Raw genomic sequence first — 14,546 nt, 5'->3', positions numbered from 1 at the left:
CCTGCTGCATCTGCCGTCGGACCGGAGCCCAGACATGTCAGACCTTAATGCCATTCTTGCACCGGGCATGTATGTCCGCCACCCCGATTTCCCCGACTGGGGCATTGGACAGGTGCAGTCCAACATCGGAGGCAAGATCACCGTCAACTTTCGCGAGCAGGGGAAAGTGGTGATTGACGGAACACGCATCGCCCTGGTGCCGGTCTTTGATCCGTGAAACTGGTTTAGGAATGGTTAACATCCCGGCAAATCCGCTCTTGTTGCTATCCCCCAGGAAACTGCGGTATCAGCGCAAAAACATGAACGGAAACACAGATGCCGGATGCAGGCCCTTCCTTTACCGTCAAACTCGCCGAATCCGAGGACGAGCTGCAAGCTGCCCAACGGCTGCGCTATGACGTTTTCGTTCGCGAACTGGGTGGTGGTGGAGAGATGGTCGATCACGAGACCGGGTTGGAGCGCGACAAGTTCGATCCGTATTTCGACCACATGCTTGCAATTGATGACCTGACCGGGGAAACAGTTGGCGTTTACAGGCTGTTACCGGGCGAACGTGCAGCGGAACTTGGGCAGTTTTATTCCGAGGACGAATATGATCTGACCGTTCTGAAACAAAGCGGCCGCAAGTTGTTGGAACTGGGTCGATCCTGCCTGCATCCCGATTATCGCGGTGGTACGGCCATGTATCACTTGTGGAACGGGTTGGCTGCTTATGTCTCCGAACGCGGGATCGAGGTTCTGTTCGGCGTGGCCAGTTTTCACGGTACGAACGTTCAGGATCTGGCGCAGCCTTTGTCGATGCTGCATCACAACCATCTGGCGCCGCCGGACCTGCGGGTTAGGGTACAACCGGACGCGTTTCAATCTATGGACCTTGTCGCACCGGACAACTTGGATCGTCGCGTTGCGATGGTGCAGGTTCCGGCGCTGATCAAAGCCTATCTGCGGCTGGGTGGTTTCGTGGGCGAGGGGGCCTTCATCGATCACGCCTTCAACACAACTGACATTTGCCTGATCCTAGACACTGCCCGGATGAACGAGCGGCAGAAACGTATCTATGGCGGAGCGTAGCCCGGTGAACGACGCGCTGTGGAACAGTGAGAATGCGCCGGACCCAATCGATCTGGGTCTGGTGGGTTGGATATTGGTCATCCTGCGTGGTGTGCCTCTGGCCCTTCTGGTTTTTGGCGGTCTGATTTTACTACTGACCATTCGTCTGATCGAAGTCCCGTTTTTCGGCGTGCGCCGTCCGATTACACCATTCATCAGTCAGTTTGTGTGCCGCAATGCATTTCGCATCCTCGGGATGGGCTTTCGAACCTCGGGAGAGTTGATGTGGCAGCGCGGGGCCGTTGTTGCGAACCATACGTCTTGGCTGGATATTTTTGCACTGAACGCGCGAAAGCGGGTGTATTTTGTGTCCAAGGCAGAAGTTGCGAAATGGCCGGGCATCGGCTGGTTGGCCCGCGCGACCGGCACCGTGTTTATTGAGCGGGACCGCAAAAAGGCTAAAGAGCAAACGAAAGTGTTCGAGACCCGCCTGAAAGCCGGTCACAAGTTGCTGTTTTTTCCCGAAGGGACCTCAACCGACGGGCTGCGTGTTTTACCTTTTAAAACAACGCTATTCGCCGCGTTCTTCGGGGAAGAACTGCGTGACTTTATGTATGTCCAGCCGGTCTCAGTGATCTTTCACGCACCCGAAGGTCAGCCGGAAAGGTTCTATGGCTGGTGGGGCGACATGGAGTTCGGGCCGCATCTACTCAAAACACTTGGCGCGCGCAGGCAAGGTTACGTAGAACTGATCTATCATACACCGGCCAAGGTCAGCGACTATGAGAACCGCAAGGCGCTGGCCGCGCATTGTGAACAGGCGATACGGAATTCTCATGCTGCTGTTCGAGCCCGAGATTGAGGGCGATTTCCCGCTCTGAGATATACGCTGCATCAGGTTACTGGTTCTCAATTTGGTCTTCTTCGACTTGCGAGGAGATCGTATTTGTTTCCGGTCGTTTTCGGATCACCAAAACACCCGGAGTGAAACCATTTGGATCACCCCAGAACTCCACTTCAGCTCCTTTGCGAATAGCAACCGCTGCATTATCAAAGGCTGCCACCGTTACCGCCCATAACTCGCAGCTCTGAGAAGGTGGTAGAGGGCCCCACTTACATTTTCTGGGGTCGTCCGGTTCCTTGTCATAGAACGCGTCAGAACTGAGTAAGGTGCCAATATCGTAAAGCGTTGAGTTTCCACTCGTTCTGACGAAATTTACCCATCCATTCCAGTCGTATAGCATCACGATCCGGCTTGTGCTTTTGTCGCTGGCGACACTATTTATGCTGTAGGCCAATCTACCGGGAGCGTTTTCCGCTGGTTCGTAATCGCGAGGCTGTAGAATTCTCGGCCCAACCTGTACGGCATCGGGACATGCATCTAGGCGTGATTTATAGTAATCAATCTGTTCGGCGCTGCTTTTCGTTTCTTTCCCGGCCAGATTAATTGGCGCCAAGTCTCCCAGATAGTTGAAAGTGAATTTTTGGTTTGGAAAGTTAATGCCTACTATCAGAGGCACTTGAAAAGGGTATCTATTCTTACGGGGGTCCCCGACGTCATCCAAGCAAAGAATAGTGTCTAAATTGCTAGCGCTGAACAGCCCCCTGAACAGCTTGCCGTCTATTTTCCGGTAACCAACGATGCGTGGTTCACCTGCAGTTCTGGCGAAACCCATTGGTACCAGCGCTACGACGGACTTGTCCTCCTGAAAAGCTTCCCAAGCTTGCAGTACGCTGGCTTGAATCACCCTGTATTGGCCCGTGCTCTGGTCAAATACAAAGCCATCTTTAGTTTTTTCCGGGAATGCAGTGTCCAGTAACCTCTCAATATCCAATAACTCGTAGGAGTAACGGGATCGATCAAACCTTAACGCGGTATACTGAAACTGCCTTTTGTCATTATCCTTCGGAACAAAGCGAGCACCTTCTTTTGTCCAAAATGCGCTATCTTCATACGTCTCTGTCCACTTGCCTGTTTCAGCTCTAACGGCACTTGAAAAAAAGAAAAGCAGTGCAAAAACGGCCAATACTAGCTGCATATCTTTCGCCCTTTTTTCGCCGCAACAATTACAGTGATGTCAAATCCGCCTTTGGGAATGGGGGCGCGAGTTACTCCGTCTTGCTCAGCAACACCGGCCTCCAATCGGACAAATCCCGACGGAGATGTCAGGATCTTGCGAACCTCGCATGTAATATCCCTTGCTGATAAAGCGCCATTGCGGATTATTCTGGGACGCTCGCTACCCAATTTCAAAAACAAAGCCCGGTTGTGTTGTTCAACCACCTCGTCAAAGTGATCAAAGGCGTTAACATCGACTTCCAGCGAGTAAATCTGATTTCTGCTCGCATAAAATCGATCTACTGTATTTGCATCCGGGTTCTCTTGCTCGTTTTCTCCATATTTGAAGTACATCCTTCGAACGTGAACATCATCTACTTGCTGCACGACTGTTTGCGACAGATCGGAAACTTGGCTTTGTAACCAGCTTTCAACTAAATCCTTGTTGGCATGTTCATTAAGTACCTCATTCACTTTTTCTTCTTGCCTGTTGAGCAACGCCATCAGTATTTCTCTTAGAAATTGCTGCCGAAACTCGGGAGAAGAAAAAAGCACTGTCATATCTTCTGATGTGGGAGACCGATCCAGGCGTTCGATTATCGGACCGGAGTGACTCATCCACTTTTGAACAACGTCGTCATCAAAGTTGGACAGCGTCATTAGAACAAATTCTTTGGTCAGCTCATCGTAGGCTTTTTCTTCGTCTTTATCTCGAAGTTCCTCGAATAGCTCGGAAGCCAGCCACGGCCGAACGACCCCTGTCCACGTTAACGCCAGAATGAAAATAGCTGGGGTTGCAACAACAGCAAGAATAATCCCTGCGTCCTTGAGAAAGCCGGCAAGGCTGGCCATTCGAGAACGCCAAACTGATCCTGTTTGGTTTTCGTCGTTCGCTTTCTTTCTCGTAGTTCGGCGACCCATCTATTGTTCTCCGAGAAATATGTAACGGTATAAAATTCAGGCAATTGATTTTCTCGTAATAATAATACCCCCAAAAGCCTTTGCTCGTCGGGGATGAGTTTCAATGTAGCACATTGGGTAAAATTCTCCAAAATCCCAGAGAACTTGAAACTTACCTTGCACTACCTCAAAACCTGCCGTATACGCGCGCCATTCAAACCCGCAGGCGGGGTTTGGGCTTTGTAGGGGAGACATCCCTATCTGGCCCGCCGGTTGGAGCATCCGCTTCTTTCACCCCCGCCGAGGCGTAAACCGGAAAAGGAAAGTAAAGCATGGCTCTTCCCGAGTTCACCATGCGTCAGCTGCTGGAAGCTGGCGTTCACTTTGGTCACCAGACACAGCGTTGGAATCCCCGCATGGGCCCGTTCATCTACGGCTCGCGCAATGGCATCCACATCATGGACCTGACCCAGACTGTTCCGATGCTGGACCAGGCGCTGCAGGCTGTCCGTGACACCGTCGCAAAAGGTGGCCGCGTTCTGTTCGTTGGTACCAAGCGTCAGGCTGCTCAGCCGATCGCAGACGCCGCTGAAAAGTCGGCTCAGTACTACATGAACCACCGCTGGCTGGGTGGCACGCTGACCAACTGGAAAACCGTTTCCCAGTCGATCAACCGTCTGAACCAGATCGACGAAGCGATGGAATCGGGCGCCGAAGGCCTGACCAAGAAAGAGCGTCTGGGCATGGAACGTGACCAGGGCAAACTGCAGGCATCGCTGGGCGGTATCCGCGAAATGGGCGGCGTTCCGGACCTGCTGTTCGTCATCGACGTAAAAAAAGAAGCGCTGGCCATCGCCGAAGCCAACAAACTGGGTATCCCGGTTGTGGCTGTTGTAGACACCAACTGCTCGCCCGATGGTGTTGACTACATCATCCCCGGAAACGATGACGCAGCCCGTGCAATCGCACTGTACTGTGATCTGGCCGCACGTGCCGCTCTGGACGGCATGACCGCTCAGATGGGTGCAGCAGGCGTTGATCTGGGTGCATTCGAAGAAGCTCCGGTTGAAGAAGTCGTTGCGGAAGAAGCACCCGTTGCAGAAGAAGCCACGCCGGAAGCCAAAGCCGAAGCGTAAGCTGCCCGTCCCGTAAATGACATATGGGGCAGGGTAGACCTGCCCCAAATCCGTTTGAATTGAGGAGAGCCAAAGATGGCAATCACAGCAGCAATGGTCAAAGAACTGCGCGACACAACCGGCGCAGGCATGATGGACGCGAAAAAAGCGCTGACCGAAACCGGCGGCAACATGGACGAAGCCATCGACTGGCTGCGCACCAAAGGCCTGGCCAAAGCGGCCAAGAAATCGGGCCGTACCGCAGCGGAAGGTCTGGTTGCAGTGCACGTCGACGGCGGCAACGGTGTTGCGGTCGAAGTGAACTCGGAAACCGACTTCGTTGCGAAAAACGCCGATTTCCAGGAAATGGTCGGCAAGATCGCTTACGCCGCTGAAGGCGTCGACAATGTCGAAGCGCTGCTGGCTGCCGATCTGGGCGGCAAAAACGTTGCCGACACCCTGACCGACAAGATCGCCACCATCGGCGAGAACATGTCGGTTCGTCGCATGGCCAAACTGTCGGGCGATACCGTTGTTTCCTACGTTCACAATGCAGCCACCAACGGCATGGGCAAAATCGGCGTTCTGGTTGCTCTGACCGGCGGTGACGAAGCGATCGGCAAGCAGGTTGCGATGCACATCGCGGCTGTAAACCCGGCGGCTCTGTCCGAAGCGGACATGGACCCGGCCGTTGTCGAGAAGGAAAAGCAGGTTCAGATGGACATTGCCCGCGAATCCGGCAAGCCGGAGCAGGTTATCGAAAAGATGATCGAAGGCCGCATGAAGAAATTCGTGGCTGAATCGACCCTGTTGAACCAGTCTTTCGTTGTGAACCCTGACCTGACCGTTGAAGCGGCGGCCAAGGAAGCGGGTGCAACCATCACCGGCTTCATCCGTCTGGAAGTTGGCGAAGGCATCGTGGTCGAAAAAGAAGACTTCGCGGCCGAAGTTGCCAAGGCCGCTCAGGGCTAAACAATACCTCCGGGCCTCGCAAGAGGTCCGGACATGAAAATGCCGAAACCGGTTGCGCAAGACGTAGCCGGTTTTTTCGTGTCGAAACAAAAAAAGACGCCGAAGCGTCTTGGCATTCATAGATAGGAATGAGGGGCCCCGCATGATGGGGATGGTCGAGGCCCCCCAAAATTCCGGCAATCAGACGCGGACAAATGGGCGCCTTATTGTCAGAGCGGCTGAAGAGCTCTGGTATTGCAAAGATCCAACCAAATGTTCCCTGGCTAAAGCCACCACTCACGGAACTATCTCACTTTGCAACCCCGCCTCCGGAATGGAAAGTCATGTTTTCCTTACCTAGGGTAAATTGACGCAATTTGGCGTCAGATTTCGGGGCGCTAGGCCTCCATTACGAACATCTGATTCTGCAGAGACGCCTTCAGAACGGCCTGCGCTGTGGTCTCGACAGAAAGGGCCTCGCGTGCGAGGCGAAGGTGCTTTTCAACCGTTGCCGATGTCAGCCCCATCAGCAGCGCAATGTCCTGCGTGGTCTTGCCGTCTCCGACCCATTGCAACGCTTCGCGCTGGCGTTTGGTCAGGGCCCGGTTGGGGGCGTTGTAGGGCAGGGTGAGGATTTTCAGATGCGCGACGTTGTTCATCAGCAGGATGTCATCGCCGTGTTCCGCCCACGTCGCGTCCACTTCGGCCTGACTGGCCGCGTCCCCGGCCGACAGGGAAATCGCCCCTTTCGACCGCATCGAGACCGAGGTGAAGCTGATCGTGTACCCGAAAGTCACACCCTGCGATCGGTTGAACTCGAGCACGTCCAGTTCTTTTGCAGTCAGCTTTCCGTTGGCCACCATCTCCTGCGCGATACTCCAACTGGCCGCGCCTTCATTGTGCAGCGCCCATTTCAGCATCGGAGCGTGGAAGTACATCCCGTCCCGCAGAAACCCATCCAGATAAGCTTTTTCGTGATTGGTCAGGATCACGAAATCTTCGGGGTCACCGAGTGAGGTTTCAGTGCGGTACTGGGTGTAGCCATAGATCAGGCGATCAAATCCGAAACTCGCCATCTGACGACAATGGGCATCCCAAAGCTCTTCCAGAGTTTTGGTGTAGCTGAGAAAGTGCAGATATTCACCCAGCGTCATTCAGATGACCCGCCTTTCAGATGCGCGGCCAATGCATCCAGGGCCAGAACATATCCCTGCGCGCCAAATCCGCAAATCTGGCCGACAGCCACCTTAGAGACATAGGACACGTGCCGGAACGCCTCGCGCGCGTGGATGTTGGACAGATGCACCTCGATCACCGGAAGCTCGACCGACGCAATGGCGTCCATCAAGGCGATGGAGGTGTGCGTATAGGCTCCGGCGTTCAGAACGATCCCGTCCTGATCCCCTTTGGCTTCATGGATGGCGTCAATCAAAGCACCTTCGTGGTTGGACTGAAAGCACGACACTTGCACCCCGATGGAAGACCCATGGCTCAGGCACAAGTCCTCAACCATTTCCAACGTGGTGCCGCCGTAAACCTCGGGCTGCCTTGTACCCAGGAGGTTCAGGTTCGGGCCGTTCAAAATCAGAGCTTTGTGCATTATTTCACTGTTCCCATTGGAAATTCATAGACGCTAACTGGTGTCAATGTCCACCGGCCAGCGCGCGCATAAGGCGAATGGAGGAAGTTACGTCACTCACCTTCGGCGTGAACTGGCATTGTCACTACGATCTTACCCAGTGCGGAACGGCTTGTCATATGCGCCAACGCCTCGGATGCGCGGTCCAGTGGGTACCGCGCATTGATCTTTGGTTTGATTTTCGCTTCTCCGTATAACCTAAACAAATCCCTCACATTATCCGAATGCCCGACCGGATCGCGCATCACCGAAGCGCCCCAAAACACACCCATGATCTGACACCCTTTAAGCAGCGGCAGGTTCAGTGGGATTTTGGGGATGCCAGCCGGGAAGCCAACCACCAGATAGCGCCCATTCCAGGCCATGCTGCGCAACGCCGGTTCGGCATAGTCTCCACCAACCGCATCATAGACAACATTCACCCCCAATGGCGCGGACAAATCTTTGATTTCTGTAGTGAATTTCTTCTGAGATTCCTTGTCCATGTCATGCGCGTACAGAACTGTCTCGTCCGCCCCAAGGCTCCGGCAGAAATCCGCCTTGTCCCGCGAGGATACGGCGGCAATTACCCGCGCGCCCATGGCTTTGCCCAACTCGACCGCAGCGGACCCGACACCGCCCGCGGCGCCAAGCACCAACAGCGTCTCGTCGGACTGCAAATCGGCCCGGTCCTTCAGGGCGTGATAAGAGGTGCCGTAGGTGAAAATGAAACAAGCCGCGTCTTCGAACGGTATCGTGTCGGGGAACTTGATCGCGGTAGCCGACGGGACGTTCAAATGCGTAGCGAACCCACCGTGCCCGGTCAGCGCCAGAACTCGGTCACCGACTTCGAACCCGCTTACACCTTCACCGATGGCCAGTACTTCCCCCGCAATTTCACCGCCCGGCGCAAAGGGGCGCGGCGGCTTGATTTGATAAAGGTCCTGTATGATCAGTGTGTCTGGAAAATTGACGCCCGCCGCCCTGATTCCAATCAGTAATTCGCCGCGTCCGGGGGTAGGATCGGGGAGGGTGGTCAGCTCCAGTGTTTCCGGTCCACCTGGCGCGACGCTGAGTAAAGCTTGCATATCAGACCCGTTATCCTTGTTATTCGGTAAGGACGAGCTTTGGCGCAGCAACAGGTCTTGTCAAGAAACCACCAGTTTCGACGAAGCACCAAATCCCCAAAAGGCGATGCGCCCGCCACAAACGAACAGGAGCAGACAATGACCCCCGATACGCTTTTCTCATTGCAGGGCAAGACTGCGCTTGTCACCGGTGGAGCGACCGGGATCGGTCGCATGGCTGCCGAAGCGCTGGTGCGGGCCGGGGCGCGAGTTCTAATCGCGTCGCGCAAGGCCGAGGCCTGCGAAGCTGTCGCGGCGGAACTGAATGCGCTGGACGCCTCGGGTCAGGCCGAGGGATTCGGCGGCGATGTCGCGACCAAAGAAGGTGTTGAAGCGCTTGCATCCAAGGTCAGGGCTCGCACGGATCGCCTGGATATCCTTATGAATAATGCGGGCGTCAGTTGGGGCGCGCCGATGGGTCAATTCCCCCATGAAGCGTGGGACAAAGTCATGTCGGTCAATGTCGCGGGCCTGTTCGACCTGACCCAAAAGCTGCTGCCAATGTTGATGAATTCTGGCTCGGCTGACGATCCGGCTCGGGTTATCAATGTCGGCTCGGTCATGGGGGAGGTTCCCATGGGTGACGGCGCCTACAGCTATTCGGCGTCGAAAGCGGCTGTTCTGCACCTGACGAAGATCATGGCTAAGGAGTTTTCGCCTTACCACATCACGGTCAACGCGCTGGCGCCTGGGCCTTTTGTCTCGCGCATGACTGCCTTTGCCACAGGCGATGAAAAAACGCGGGATAAAGTTGGTAAATCCGTTCCCTTGGGCCGGGTTGGTCGCGAAGACGATATCGCCGGCTGCATGTTGTTTCTGTGCGGTCGCGGCGGCAGTTATGTGACCGGCGCGGTTATTCCGGTGTCGGGCGGCATCAATGTGGTGACGGCCGGTAACATCTTTGCCGAAGCCTTTTAAGCCGAGACACGGAGGCGCAGGATGAGCAGCACGCAATTGGACATCGCGGCCGTTGACACCTATCTCAGCACCCATCTTACGGGGTATCGAGGCCCGCTGGCGGCAACCAAGTTCTCGGTCGGCCAGTCCAACCCGACCTTTCTGCTACAAACCCCTGAGAAAGCGTATGTTTTGCGTCGCAAACCCCAGGGCGTATTGCTGAAGTCCGCGCATGCGGTGGACCGGGAATTCCGTGTGCAGACAGCTCTAGCTGAAAGTGCTGTACCGGTCCCGAGAATGCATCTGCTGTGTCAGGATGACAGCGTGATCGGTTCGGACTTTTATGTCATGGAGCACCTCGACGGACGCGTCTTTCTTGAACCCACCATGAAAGGAGAAAGCAACGAGACACGCACCGCTGTTTTGGATGAAATGAACCGGGTTTTGGCCGCGCTGCATATGGTCGATATCGAGGTTGCCGGACTTTCAGATTATGGCCCGCCCGGAAACTACTTTGAACGCCAGATTGCGCGCTGGACCAAACAGTACCGCGCCTCCGAAACCTCAGAGATTCCCGAGATGAATGCGCTGATTGGCGCGCTTGAGCATGCAGCACCAGAGGATGACGGGCAAAGGACGCTTGTGCATGGCGACTATCGCATCGACAATTTGATGTTCGAGAAACATGGAACCCGGTGCATCGGTGTACTGGATTGGGAACTTTCAACCATCGGACATCCTTATGCGGATCTGGCTGCTGTGATCATGCAGTGGAGAATGCCGCCCGGTACTGAAGGTCGCGGTCTGGCGGGCATTGATAGGGACCGCGTAGGCCTGCCGACAGATCAGGCCTTCATCGATCAGTATTGCCAGCGTCGCGACCTGTCCGGCATCGACAATTTCGGCTTTTATCTGGCGTTCAATTTCTTCCGCATGGCGGGAATCTTGCAGGGCGTCTACAAACGTGCGCAGGATGGCAACGCCTCGGACCCGAAGCGTGCCTTGGTTCTTGGTTCCTATGTCCCGATGTTCGCGCAACATGGTCTGGCCGCGCTAAACGCCTAGGAGTCCTTTGAAAGTTCCAGTTCCAGGTTTCCCAGACTGTTCTTGCCGAAGAACATCTCGGCACCCACGAACATGCTGGGAACACCGAACACCCCACGTTTTACGGCGGCCTTGGTCTGATCCTTGAGTTGCTGCTTGACCTCAACGCTGGTCATCGCTTCGCGGAGCTTGCGCACCGGCAGCTTATTCTCCTGCATAATTTCGGTAAGAACGCCAAGCTCATCGACCTTTTGGCCATGGATCCAAATAGCGTCAAATATGGCGTCTATATATTTGTTCTCCCAAGATTTTCCAGCCGCAAACACCGCCCCGCGCATGGCAAATCTGGTATTGACCGGAAAGTGCGGGCTCATGTGAAAACTCAGGCCACGGGCCCGCGCAAACCTGTGCAGGTCATGGGTCAGATATGCCGTTTTCTGGCGGTTTTCCGAGAACGCCTGAAACGGGCTCTGGTTGTTAGTGGCCTTGAAAACCGTAGCCAGCAGAACAGGAATAAGTGTTACCTTTGCGCTATGTTTGGCAGCGAGTGCGGGCAGGGCCTTATAGGCAAGAAACGCATTCGGACTACAGAAATCATACAATAATTCAATACGTTGCGTCATATTTATCCTCCGGGAGGGTTGGGTGGTGAAATATCTCCAACTCGTAACCAGCGAATCCGCTACGCACTCAGTGTAGCAGCCGTTGGGTCGGACGTACCGCTACGGTCGAATTCCCTGTCAATTCAGCGCGTAACACCGCAATATCTGGATAAAAATGCGGAGGGCAAATCACAGATGGCTGCGTTCGACCCCAATCGCCTGAACCGTATCACCGACTGGATGCAACGCTACGTCGATGAGCGGAAATATGCAGGCAGTTCCTTGCTGGTAAAGCACGAGGGAACCGAGGTGTTTTTCCACGCCTTCGGTCAAAGAAACGTAGAAAACGATCTACCGTTTCAGCGTGATACGATCGCACGTATCTATTCGATGACCAAACCGGTGACCACGGTGGCACTTATGATGTTGGCCGAGCGCGGGCTATTTAATCTTGACGCACAACTGTCAGATTTCCTTCCGGAATTTCGAAACATGCAGGCTTTGATCCCAGGGGCGGAACGGTTGGACCAGACCGAGGATGCTCCGACACCGACACTGCATCAGTTGCTGACCCATACAAGCGGTTTCAGCTATCCGTTCAATCCCGGAGTTCTGCCCAAGGCGATGGATGAGCAGGACCTGATGTTCAAACCAAATCAGGGCCTTCTTGCTGACCGTGTGGTCGATCTGGCCGATCTTCCGCTGGCGTTTCAACCCGGCGCTCGCTGGGAATACTCTGTCGGCATAGATGTTCTGGGCCGCGTGATAGAGGTGGTCACGGGTCAGTCGCTGGATCAGTTCTTCGCGCAGGAAATCTTCGAGCCGCTGGGGATGCGGGAAACCGGATTCCGGGTGCCGCCGGGGGCAGGGGATCGATTTGCCTCGCTCTACACGCCATTGGCCGGGGACGCGATGGCGCTTAATTCTGCCGAAACCGGCAGCGAAACCCTGCGGCTTGTTGATCATGCCGGAGAATCTCCGTTTGAACACACCACCACATTCTCGGGCGGTGGTGGTCTGGTTGGGACAATCGACGACTATTCCCGGTTTGTCGAAATGTTGCGGAATCGAGGGCAGGGTAATGGACAACACCTGCTGGGGCCAAAAACCATAGACTATATGCTGCGAAACCACTTACCGGGCGATATTGCCTCGATGGGACCGCAGAGCTTTGCTGAACAACCCATGGAAGGTACCGGTTTCGGACTGGGTGGCGCGGTGGCGCTGAACCCCGGCCGAACCAGGGTGCCGAGCTCTGTTGGCGATTTCAGCTGGGGCGGCATGGCCTCGACCTTTTTCTGGATTGATAGGGTGAACGATTTGACAACGGTCTTCTTCACGCAGCTGTCGCCGTCCAGTTCATACCCTTCGAGGGCTGAGTTAAAAGCGCTTGTCCTTGGGGCAATGATTGAATGACCTTTCCGGCGCTGATACCCAAGCCCGAGACGATCAACCGGAGACCCCAGCATGACCGAAGCAGAACGCATCCTTCTGGACCTTTTGGACATCGAAAGGCTTGAGGTCGACCTGTTTCGTGGCACGGGATCAGGTGGCGAGACCCCAACCCGCATTTTCGGCGGACAGGTTATTGCCCAAGCGCTGGCGGCTGCATATCGAACTGTAGAAGATCGGCTGTGCCATTCTCTGCACGCCTATTTCATTCGCGCCGGAGACCCATCCATTCCCGTTATTTATCAAGTCGATAGAGCACGGGATGGGGGCTCAATGACCACACGGCGCGTGGTCGCGATCCAACACGGCAAGCAAATCCTTAACATGTCCGCCTCTTTTCATGTTCAGGACGAAGGATGGAACCACCAACATACGATGCCGCAGACCGAGGCCCCGGAAAACTACCCGGAACGATCAGAATTACGGCAGCGTTACGTGGATCTGGTTCCGGAAAAACTGCGTGGAGAGTTGTTGCGTGAACGACCAATTCAGGTGCGTGAAGTGAACCACCTTAACCCCTTCAACCCCAGAAAATCTGACGATCACAATCAAATCTGGTTCCGCATGGGCGCCGCCGCGGGCGCCGATCCGGTAACCCAGCATCTTCTTTTGGCTTACGCGTCAGACATGTACCTGATGACATCAGGATTGCGGCCGCATGGGCTGAGTTTGTTCAGCCGCGAGGTCAATTATGCTAGCTTGGATCATGCGTTGTGGTTCCACGCGCCGGTTCACTTTGAAAACTGGCATCTTTATGCGATGGAATCGCCTTGGAGCGGGCAGGGACGCAACTTCAACCGCGGCTCGATTTTCGCTCAGGACGGCACTTTAGTCGCGTCGGTCGCACAGGAAGGCTTAATGCGTAAAGCGCGCAAGAAACTTTAGGTATCTTCGATAAATCTCTGATTTAACTTACGCATTCCGCCAATCCAGCGATCGTAGTCCTCGGCCTTATGGCGGATGTAATCCAGAACCTGTGGATGTGGCAGAACAAGAAACTGTTCAGCCCTTATGGCCTCGACACAGGCCTGCGCCACGTCTTCAGGTTCCAACATGCCATCGATCGACGCAACCGAGACTTCGTGTCCGCGCGTCATCTCAGACCGAACGGCCTGCGGACACAGGACCGACACGCGCAGACCTTTGTGTCCATAGGTCAAAGACAACCACTCGGCAAACCCGACCGCTGCGTGCTTCGTCACGCCGTACGGCGCAGCGCCCGGCTGGTTCAGCAATCCCGCAGCTGAAGCCGTGATCATGATGTAACCTTTGCCACGCGCAATCATACGTGGCACGAGGTGGCGCGCGGTCCAAACGTGAGACATGACATTGATCTTCCAGGTCCGGTCCCAGTCGTCGTCAGGAACTTCCGGGCCACCAAGCGTGAGAATGCCAGCATTAGCACAGAACAGATCAATCGGACCTAAAGTATCCTCGACAGTCTCGATTATCATCCGGATGTCAGCTTCTTGCGAAACATCGCAAACCAATGCGTGGCCGCCAATATCCTCAGCCACACGCTGAACGCCATCGGCGTCGATATCTGAACAAACGACAATGGCACCGTCGCGGGCAAAACGTTCAGCCAGACCTTTGCCGATGCCCCGAGCGGCTCCGGTGACAATCACAGTTTTTCCGCTCAGTTCCATGTCACAATCCCAAACGCTGGTTCGGGTTCAAACCGTAACTTGTTTGATTTGTTGTGCAATCTGGTATTTGGGTTTTTCATTT

At 55.0% G+C, this 14,546-nt stretch carries 16 protein-coding genes; 9 read left to right on the top strand and 7 right to left on the bottom strand.

Annotated features, from left to right (window positions below):
- The first annotated feature begins 34 nt into the window (after window positions 1-34).
- The 3 genes from AC2FEE_RS08685 (at window position 35) to olsA (ending at window position 1,912) form a co-directional block, all read left to right on the top strand.
- Window positions 35-217 carry a DUF3553 domain-containing protein gene (locus AC2FEE_RS08685; RefSeq protein ID WP_496864485.1) on the top strand — a complete coding sequence of 61 codons (183 nt, stop codon included), beginning with the start codon at window positions 35-37 and terminating at the stop codon, window positions 215-217.
- 98 nt (window positions 218-315) lie between these two features.
- The gene (gene olsB, locus AC2FEE_RS08680; protein ID WP_496864484.1) at window positions 316-1,071 is read left to right on the top strand and encodes an L-ornithine N(alpha)-acyltransferase; all 756 of its coding nucleotides are present in this window, start codon (window positions 316-318) and stop codon (window positions 1,069-1,071) included.
- Entirely contained in the window at window positions 1,058-1,912 is an 855-nt protein-coding gene (olsA, locus tag AC2FEE_RS08675) for a lyso-ornithine lipid O-acyltransferase (RefSeq protein WP_496864483.1), read from the top strand. The genes olsB and olsA overlap by 14 nt, the downstream gene beginning before the upstream one ends.
- Before the next feature lie 37 nt (window positions 1,913-1,949).
- On the opposite strand, the gene AC2FEE_RS08670 is transcribed toward olsA, so the two are convergent.
- Window positions 1,950-3,089, bottom strand: a complete 1,140-nt coding sequence (locus AC2FEE_RS08670; protein WP_496864481.1) for a hypothetical protein — start codon at window positions 3,087-3,089, stop codon at window positions 1,950-1,952.
- The gene (locus AC2FEE_RS08665; protein ID WP_496864479.1) at window positions 3,080-3,961 is read right to left on the bottom strand and encodes a hypothetical protein; all 882 of its coding nucleotides are present in this window, start codon (window positions 3,959-3,961) and stop codon (window positions 3,080-3,082) included. Before AC2FEE_RS08665 ends, AC2FEE_RS08670 begins: the two co-directional genes overlap by 10 nt.
- A gap of 380 nt (window positions 3,962-4,341) precedes the next feature.
- On the opposite strand from AC2FEE_RS08665, the gene rpsB reads away from it, so the two are divergent.
- Together rpsB and tsf are read left to right on the top strand one after the other, a co-directional pair.
- Window positions 4,342-5,145 carry a 30S ribosomal protein S2 gene (gene rpsB / locus AC2FEE_RS08660; protein ID WP_496864478.1) on the top strand — a complete coding sequence of 268 codons (804 nt, stop codon included), beginning with the start codon at window positions 4,342-4,344 and terminating at the stop codon, window positions 5,143-5,145.
- Window positions 5,146-5,220: 75 nt separating this feature from the next.
- Window positions 5,221-6,096: a translation elongation factor Ts gene (gene tsf / locus AC2FEE_RS08655; RefSeq protein ID WP_496864477.1), complete on the top strand. Its 876-nt coding sequence runs from the start codon at window positions 5,221-5,223 to the stop codon at window positions 6,094-6,096.
- Window positions 6,097-6,473: 377 nt separating this feature from the next.
- Here the strand turns inward: tsf and AC2FEE_RS08650 are convergent, their stop codons facing one another.
- The 3 genes from AC2FEE_RS08650 to AC2FEE_RS08640 form a co-directional block, all read right to left on the bottom strand.
- Window positions 6,474-7,229 carry a helix-turn-helix transcriptional regulator gene (locus tag AC2FEE_RS08650; RefSeq protein WP_496864476.1) on the bottom strand — a complete coding sequence of 252 codons (756 nt, stop codon included), beginning with the start codon at window positions 7,227-7,229 and terminating at the stop codon, window positions 6,474-6,476.
- Complete coding sequence (aroQ, locus tag AC2FEE_RS08645) at window positions 7,226-7,675, bottom strand: type II 3-dehydroquinate dehydratase (RefSeq protein ID WP_496864474.1); 450 nt, start codon at window positions 7,673-7,675, stop codon at window positions 7,226-7,228. The genes AC2FEE_RS08650 and aroQ overlap by 4 nt, the downstream gene beginning before the upstream one ends.
- A gap of 92 nt (window positions 7,676-7,767) precedes the next feature.
- The gene (locus AC2FEE_RS08640) at window positions 7,768-8,781 is read right to left on the bottom strand and encodes an NADPH:quinone oxidoreductase family protein (protein ID WP_496864472.1); all 1,014 of its coding nucleotides are present in this window, start codon (window positions 8,779-8,781) and stop codon (window positions 7,768-7,770) included.
- A 138-nt stretch (window positions 8,782-8,919) separates the two neighbouring features.
- Here AC2FEE_RS08640 and AC2FEE_RS08635 point away from each other — a divergent pair, with 138 nt between their 5' ends.
- Both AC2FEE_RS08635 and AC2FEE_RS08630 read left to right on the top strand, forming a co-directional pair.
- On the top strand, window positions 8,920-9,738 hold the full coding sequence (locus tag AC2FEE_RS08635) for an SDR family oxidoreductase (RefSeq protein WP_496864470.1): 819 nt from the start codon (window positions 8,920-8,922) through the stop codon (window positions 9,736-9,738).
- 21 nt (window positions 9,739-9,759) lie between these two features.
- Window positions 9,760-10,782 carry a phosphotransferase family protein gene (locus AC2FEE_RS08630; protein WP_496864468.1) on the top strand — a complete coding sequence of 341 codons (1,023 nt, stop codon included), beginning with the start codon at window positions 9,760-9,762 and terminating at the stop codon, window positions 10,780-10,782.
- Here AC2FEE_RS08630 and AC2FEE_RS08625 read toward each other — a convergent pair.
- The gene (locus AC2FEE_RS08625; RefSeq protein ID WP_496864467.1) at window positions 10,779-11,384 is read right to left on the bottom strand and encodes a 2-hydroxychromene-2-carboxylate isomerase; all 606 of its coding nucleotides are present in this window, start codon (window positions 11,382-11,384) and stop codon (window positions 10,779-10,781) included. The two genes, AC2FEE_RS08630 and AC2FEE_RS08625, sit on opposite strands and share 4 nt — an antisense overlap.
- A 174-nt stretch (window positions 11,385-11,558) precedes the next feature.
- On the opposite strand from AC2FEE_RS08625, the gene AC2FEE_RS08620 reads away from it, so the two are divergent.
- Together AC2FEE_RS08620 and AC2FEE_RS08615 are read left to right on the top strand one after the other, a co-directional pair.
- A complete protein-coding gene (locus tag AC2FEE_RS08620; RefSeq protein WP_496864466.1) occupies window positions 11,559-12,779 on the top strand; it encodes a serine hydrolase domain-containing protein in 1,221 nt (406 codons plus the stop codon).
- A gap of 51 nt (window positions 12,780-12,830) precedes the next feature.
- A complete protein-coding gene (locus AC2FEE_RS08615; protein WP_496864465.1) occupies window positions 12,831-13,700 on the top strand; it encodes an acyl-CoA thioesterase in 870 nt (289 codons plus the stop codon).
- Here AC2FEE_RS08615 and AC2FEE_RS08610 read toward each other — a convergent pair.
- Window positions 13,697-14,464, bottom strand: a complete 768-nt coding sequence (locus tag AC2FEE_RS08610) for an SDR family oxidoreductase (RefSeq protein WP_496864463.1) — start codon at window positions 14,462-14,464, stop codon at window positions 13,697-13,699. The two genes, AC2FEE_RS08615 and AC2FEE_RS08610, sit on opposite strands and share 4 nt — an antisense overlap.
- Window positions 14,465-14,546 lie beyond the last annotated feature (82 nt).

The sequence above is a fragment of the Ruegeria sp. YTSC199 genome (assembly GCF_059609725.1).
This window is presented reverse-complemented; position numbering and strand designations above follow the sequence as displayed.

What these genes read in the sequence shown, in the direction of transcription:
- AC2FEE_RS08685 (WP_496864485.1), top strand. Translation starts at nt 35, where the DNA reads ATGTCAGACCTTAATGCCATTCTTGCACCGGGCATGTATGTCCGCCAC.
- olsB (WP_496864484.1), top strand. Translation starts at nt 316, where the DNA reads ATGCCGGATGCAGGCCCTTCCTTTACCGTCAAACTCGCCGAATCCGAG.
- olsA (WP_496864483.1), top strand. Translation starts at nt 1,058, where the DNA reads ATGGCGGAGCGTAGCCCGGTGAACGACGCGCTGTGGAACAGTGAGAAT.
- AC2FEE_RS08670 (WP_496864481.1), bottom strand. Translation starts at nt 3,089, where the DNA reads ATGCAGCTAGTATTGGCCGTTTTTGCACTGCTTTTCTTTTTTTCAAGT.
- AC2FEE_RS08665 (WP_496864479.1), bottom strand. Translation starts at nt 3,961, where the DNA reads ATGGCCAGCCTTGCCGGCTTTCTCAAGGACGCAGGGATTATTCTTGCT.
- rpsB (WP_496864478.1), top strand. Translation starts at nt 4,342, where the DNA reads ATGGCTCTTCCCGAGTTCACCATGCGTCAGCTGCTGGAAGCTGGCGTT.
- tsf (WP_496864477.1), top strand. Translation starts at nt 5,221, where the DNA reads ATGGCAATCACAGCAGCAATGGTCAAAGAACTGCGCGACACAACCGGC.
- AC2FEE_RS08650 (WP_496864476.1), bottom strand. Translation starts at nt 7,229, where the DNA reads ATGACGCTGGGTGAATATCTGCACTTTCTCAGCTACACCAAAACTCTG.
- aroQ (WP_496864474.1), bottom strand. Translation starts at nt 7,675, where the DNA reads ATGCACAAAGCTCTGATTTTGAACGGCCCGAACCTGAACCTCCTGGGT.
- AC2FEE_RS08640 (WP_496864472.1), bottom strand. Translation starts at nt 8,781, where the DNA reads ATGCAAGCTTTACTCAGCGTCGCGCCAGGTGGACCGGAAACACTGGAG.
- AC2FEE_RS08635 (WP_496864470.1), top strand. Translation starts at nt 8,920, where the DNA reads ATGACCCCCGATACGCTTTTCTCATTGCAGGGCAAGACTGCGCTTGTC.
- AC2FEE_RS08630 (WP_496864468.1), top strand. Translation starts at nt 9,760, where the DNA reads ATGAGCAGCACGCAATTGGACATCGCGGCCGTTGACACCTATCTCAGC.
- AC2FEE_RS08625 (WP_496864467.1), bottom strand. Translation starts at nt 11,384, where the DNA reads ATGACGCAACGTATTGAATTATTGTATGATTTCTGTAGTCCGAATGCG.
- AC2FEE_RS08620 (WP_496864466.1), top strand. Translation starts at nt 11,559, where the DNA reads ATGGCTGCGTTCGACCCCAATCGCCTGAACCGTATCACCGACTGGATG.
- AC2FEE_RS08615 (WP_496864465.1), top strand. Translation starts at nt 12,831, where the DNA reads ATGACCGAAGCAGAACGCATCCTTCTGGACCTTTTGGACATCGAAAGG.
- AC2FEE_RS08610 (WP_496864463.1), bottom strand. Translation starts at nt 14,464, where the DNA reads ATGGAACTGAGCGGAAAAACTGTGATTGTCACCGGAGCCGCTCGGGGC.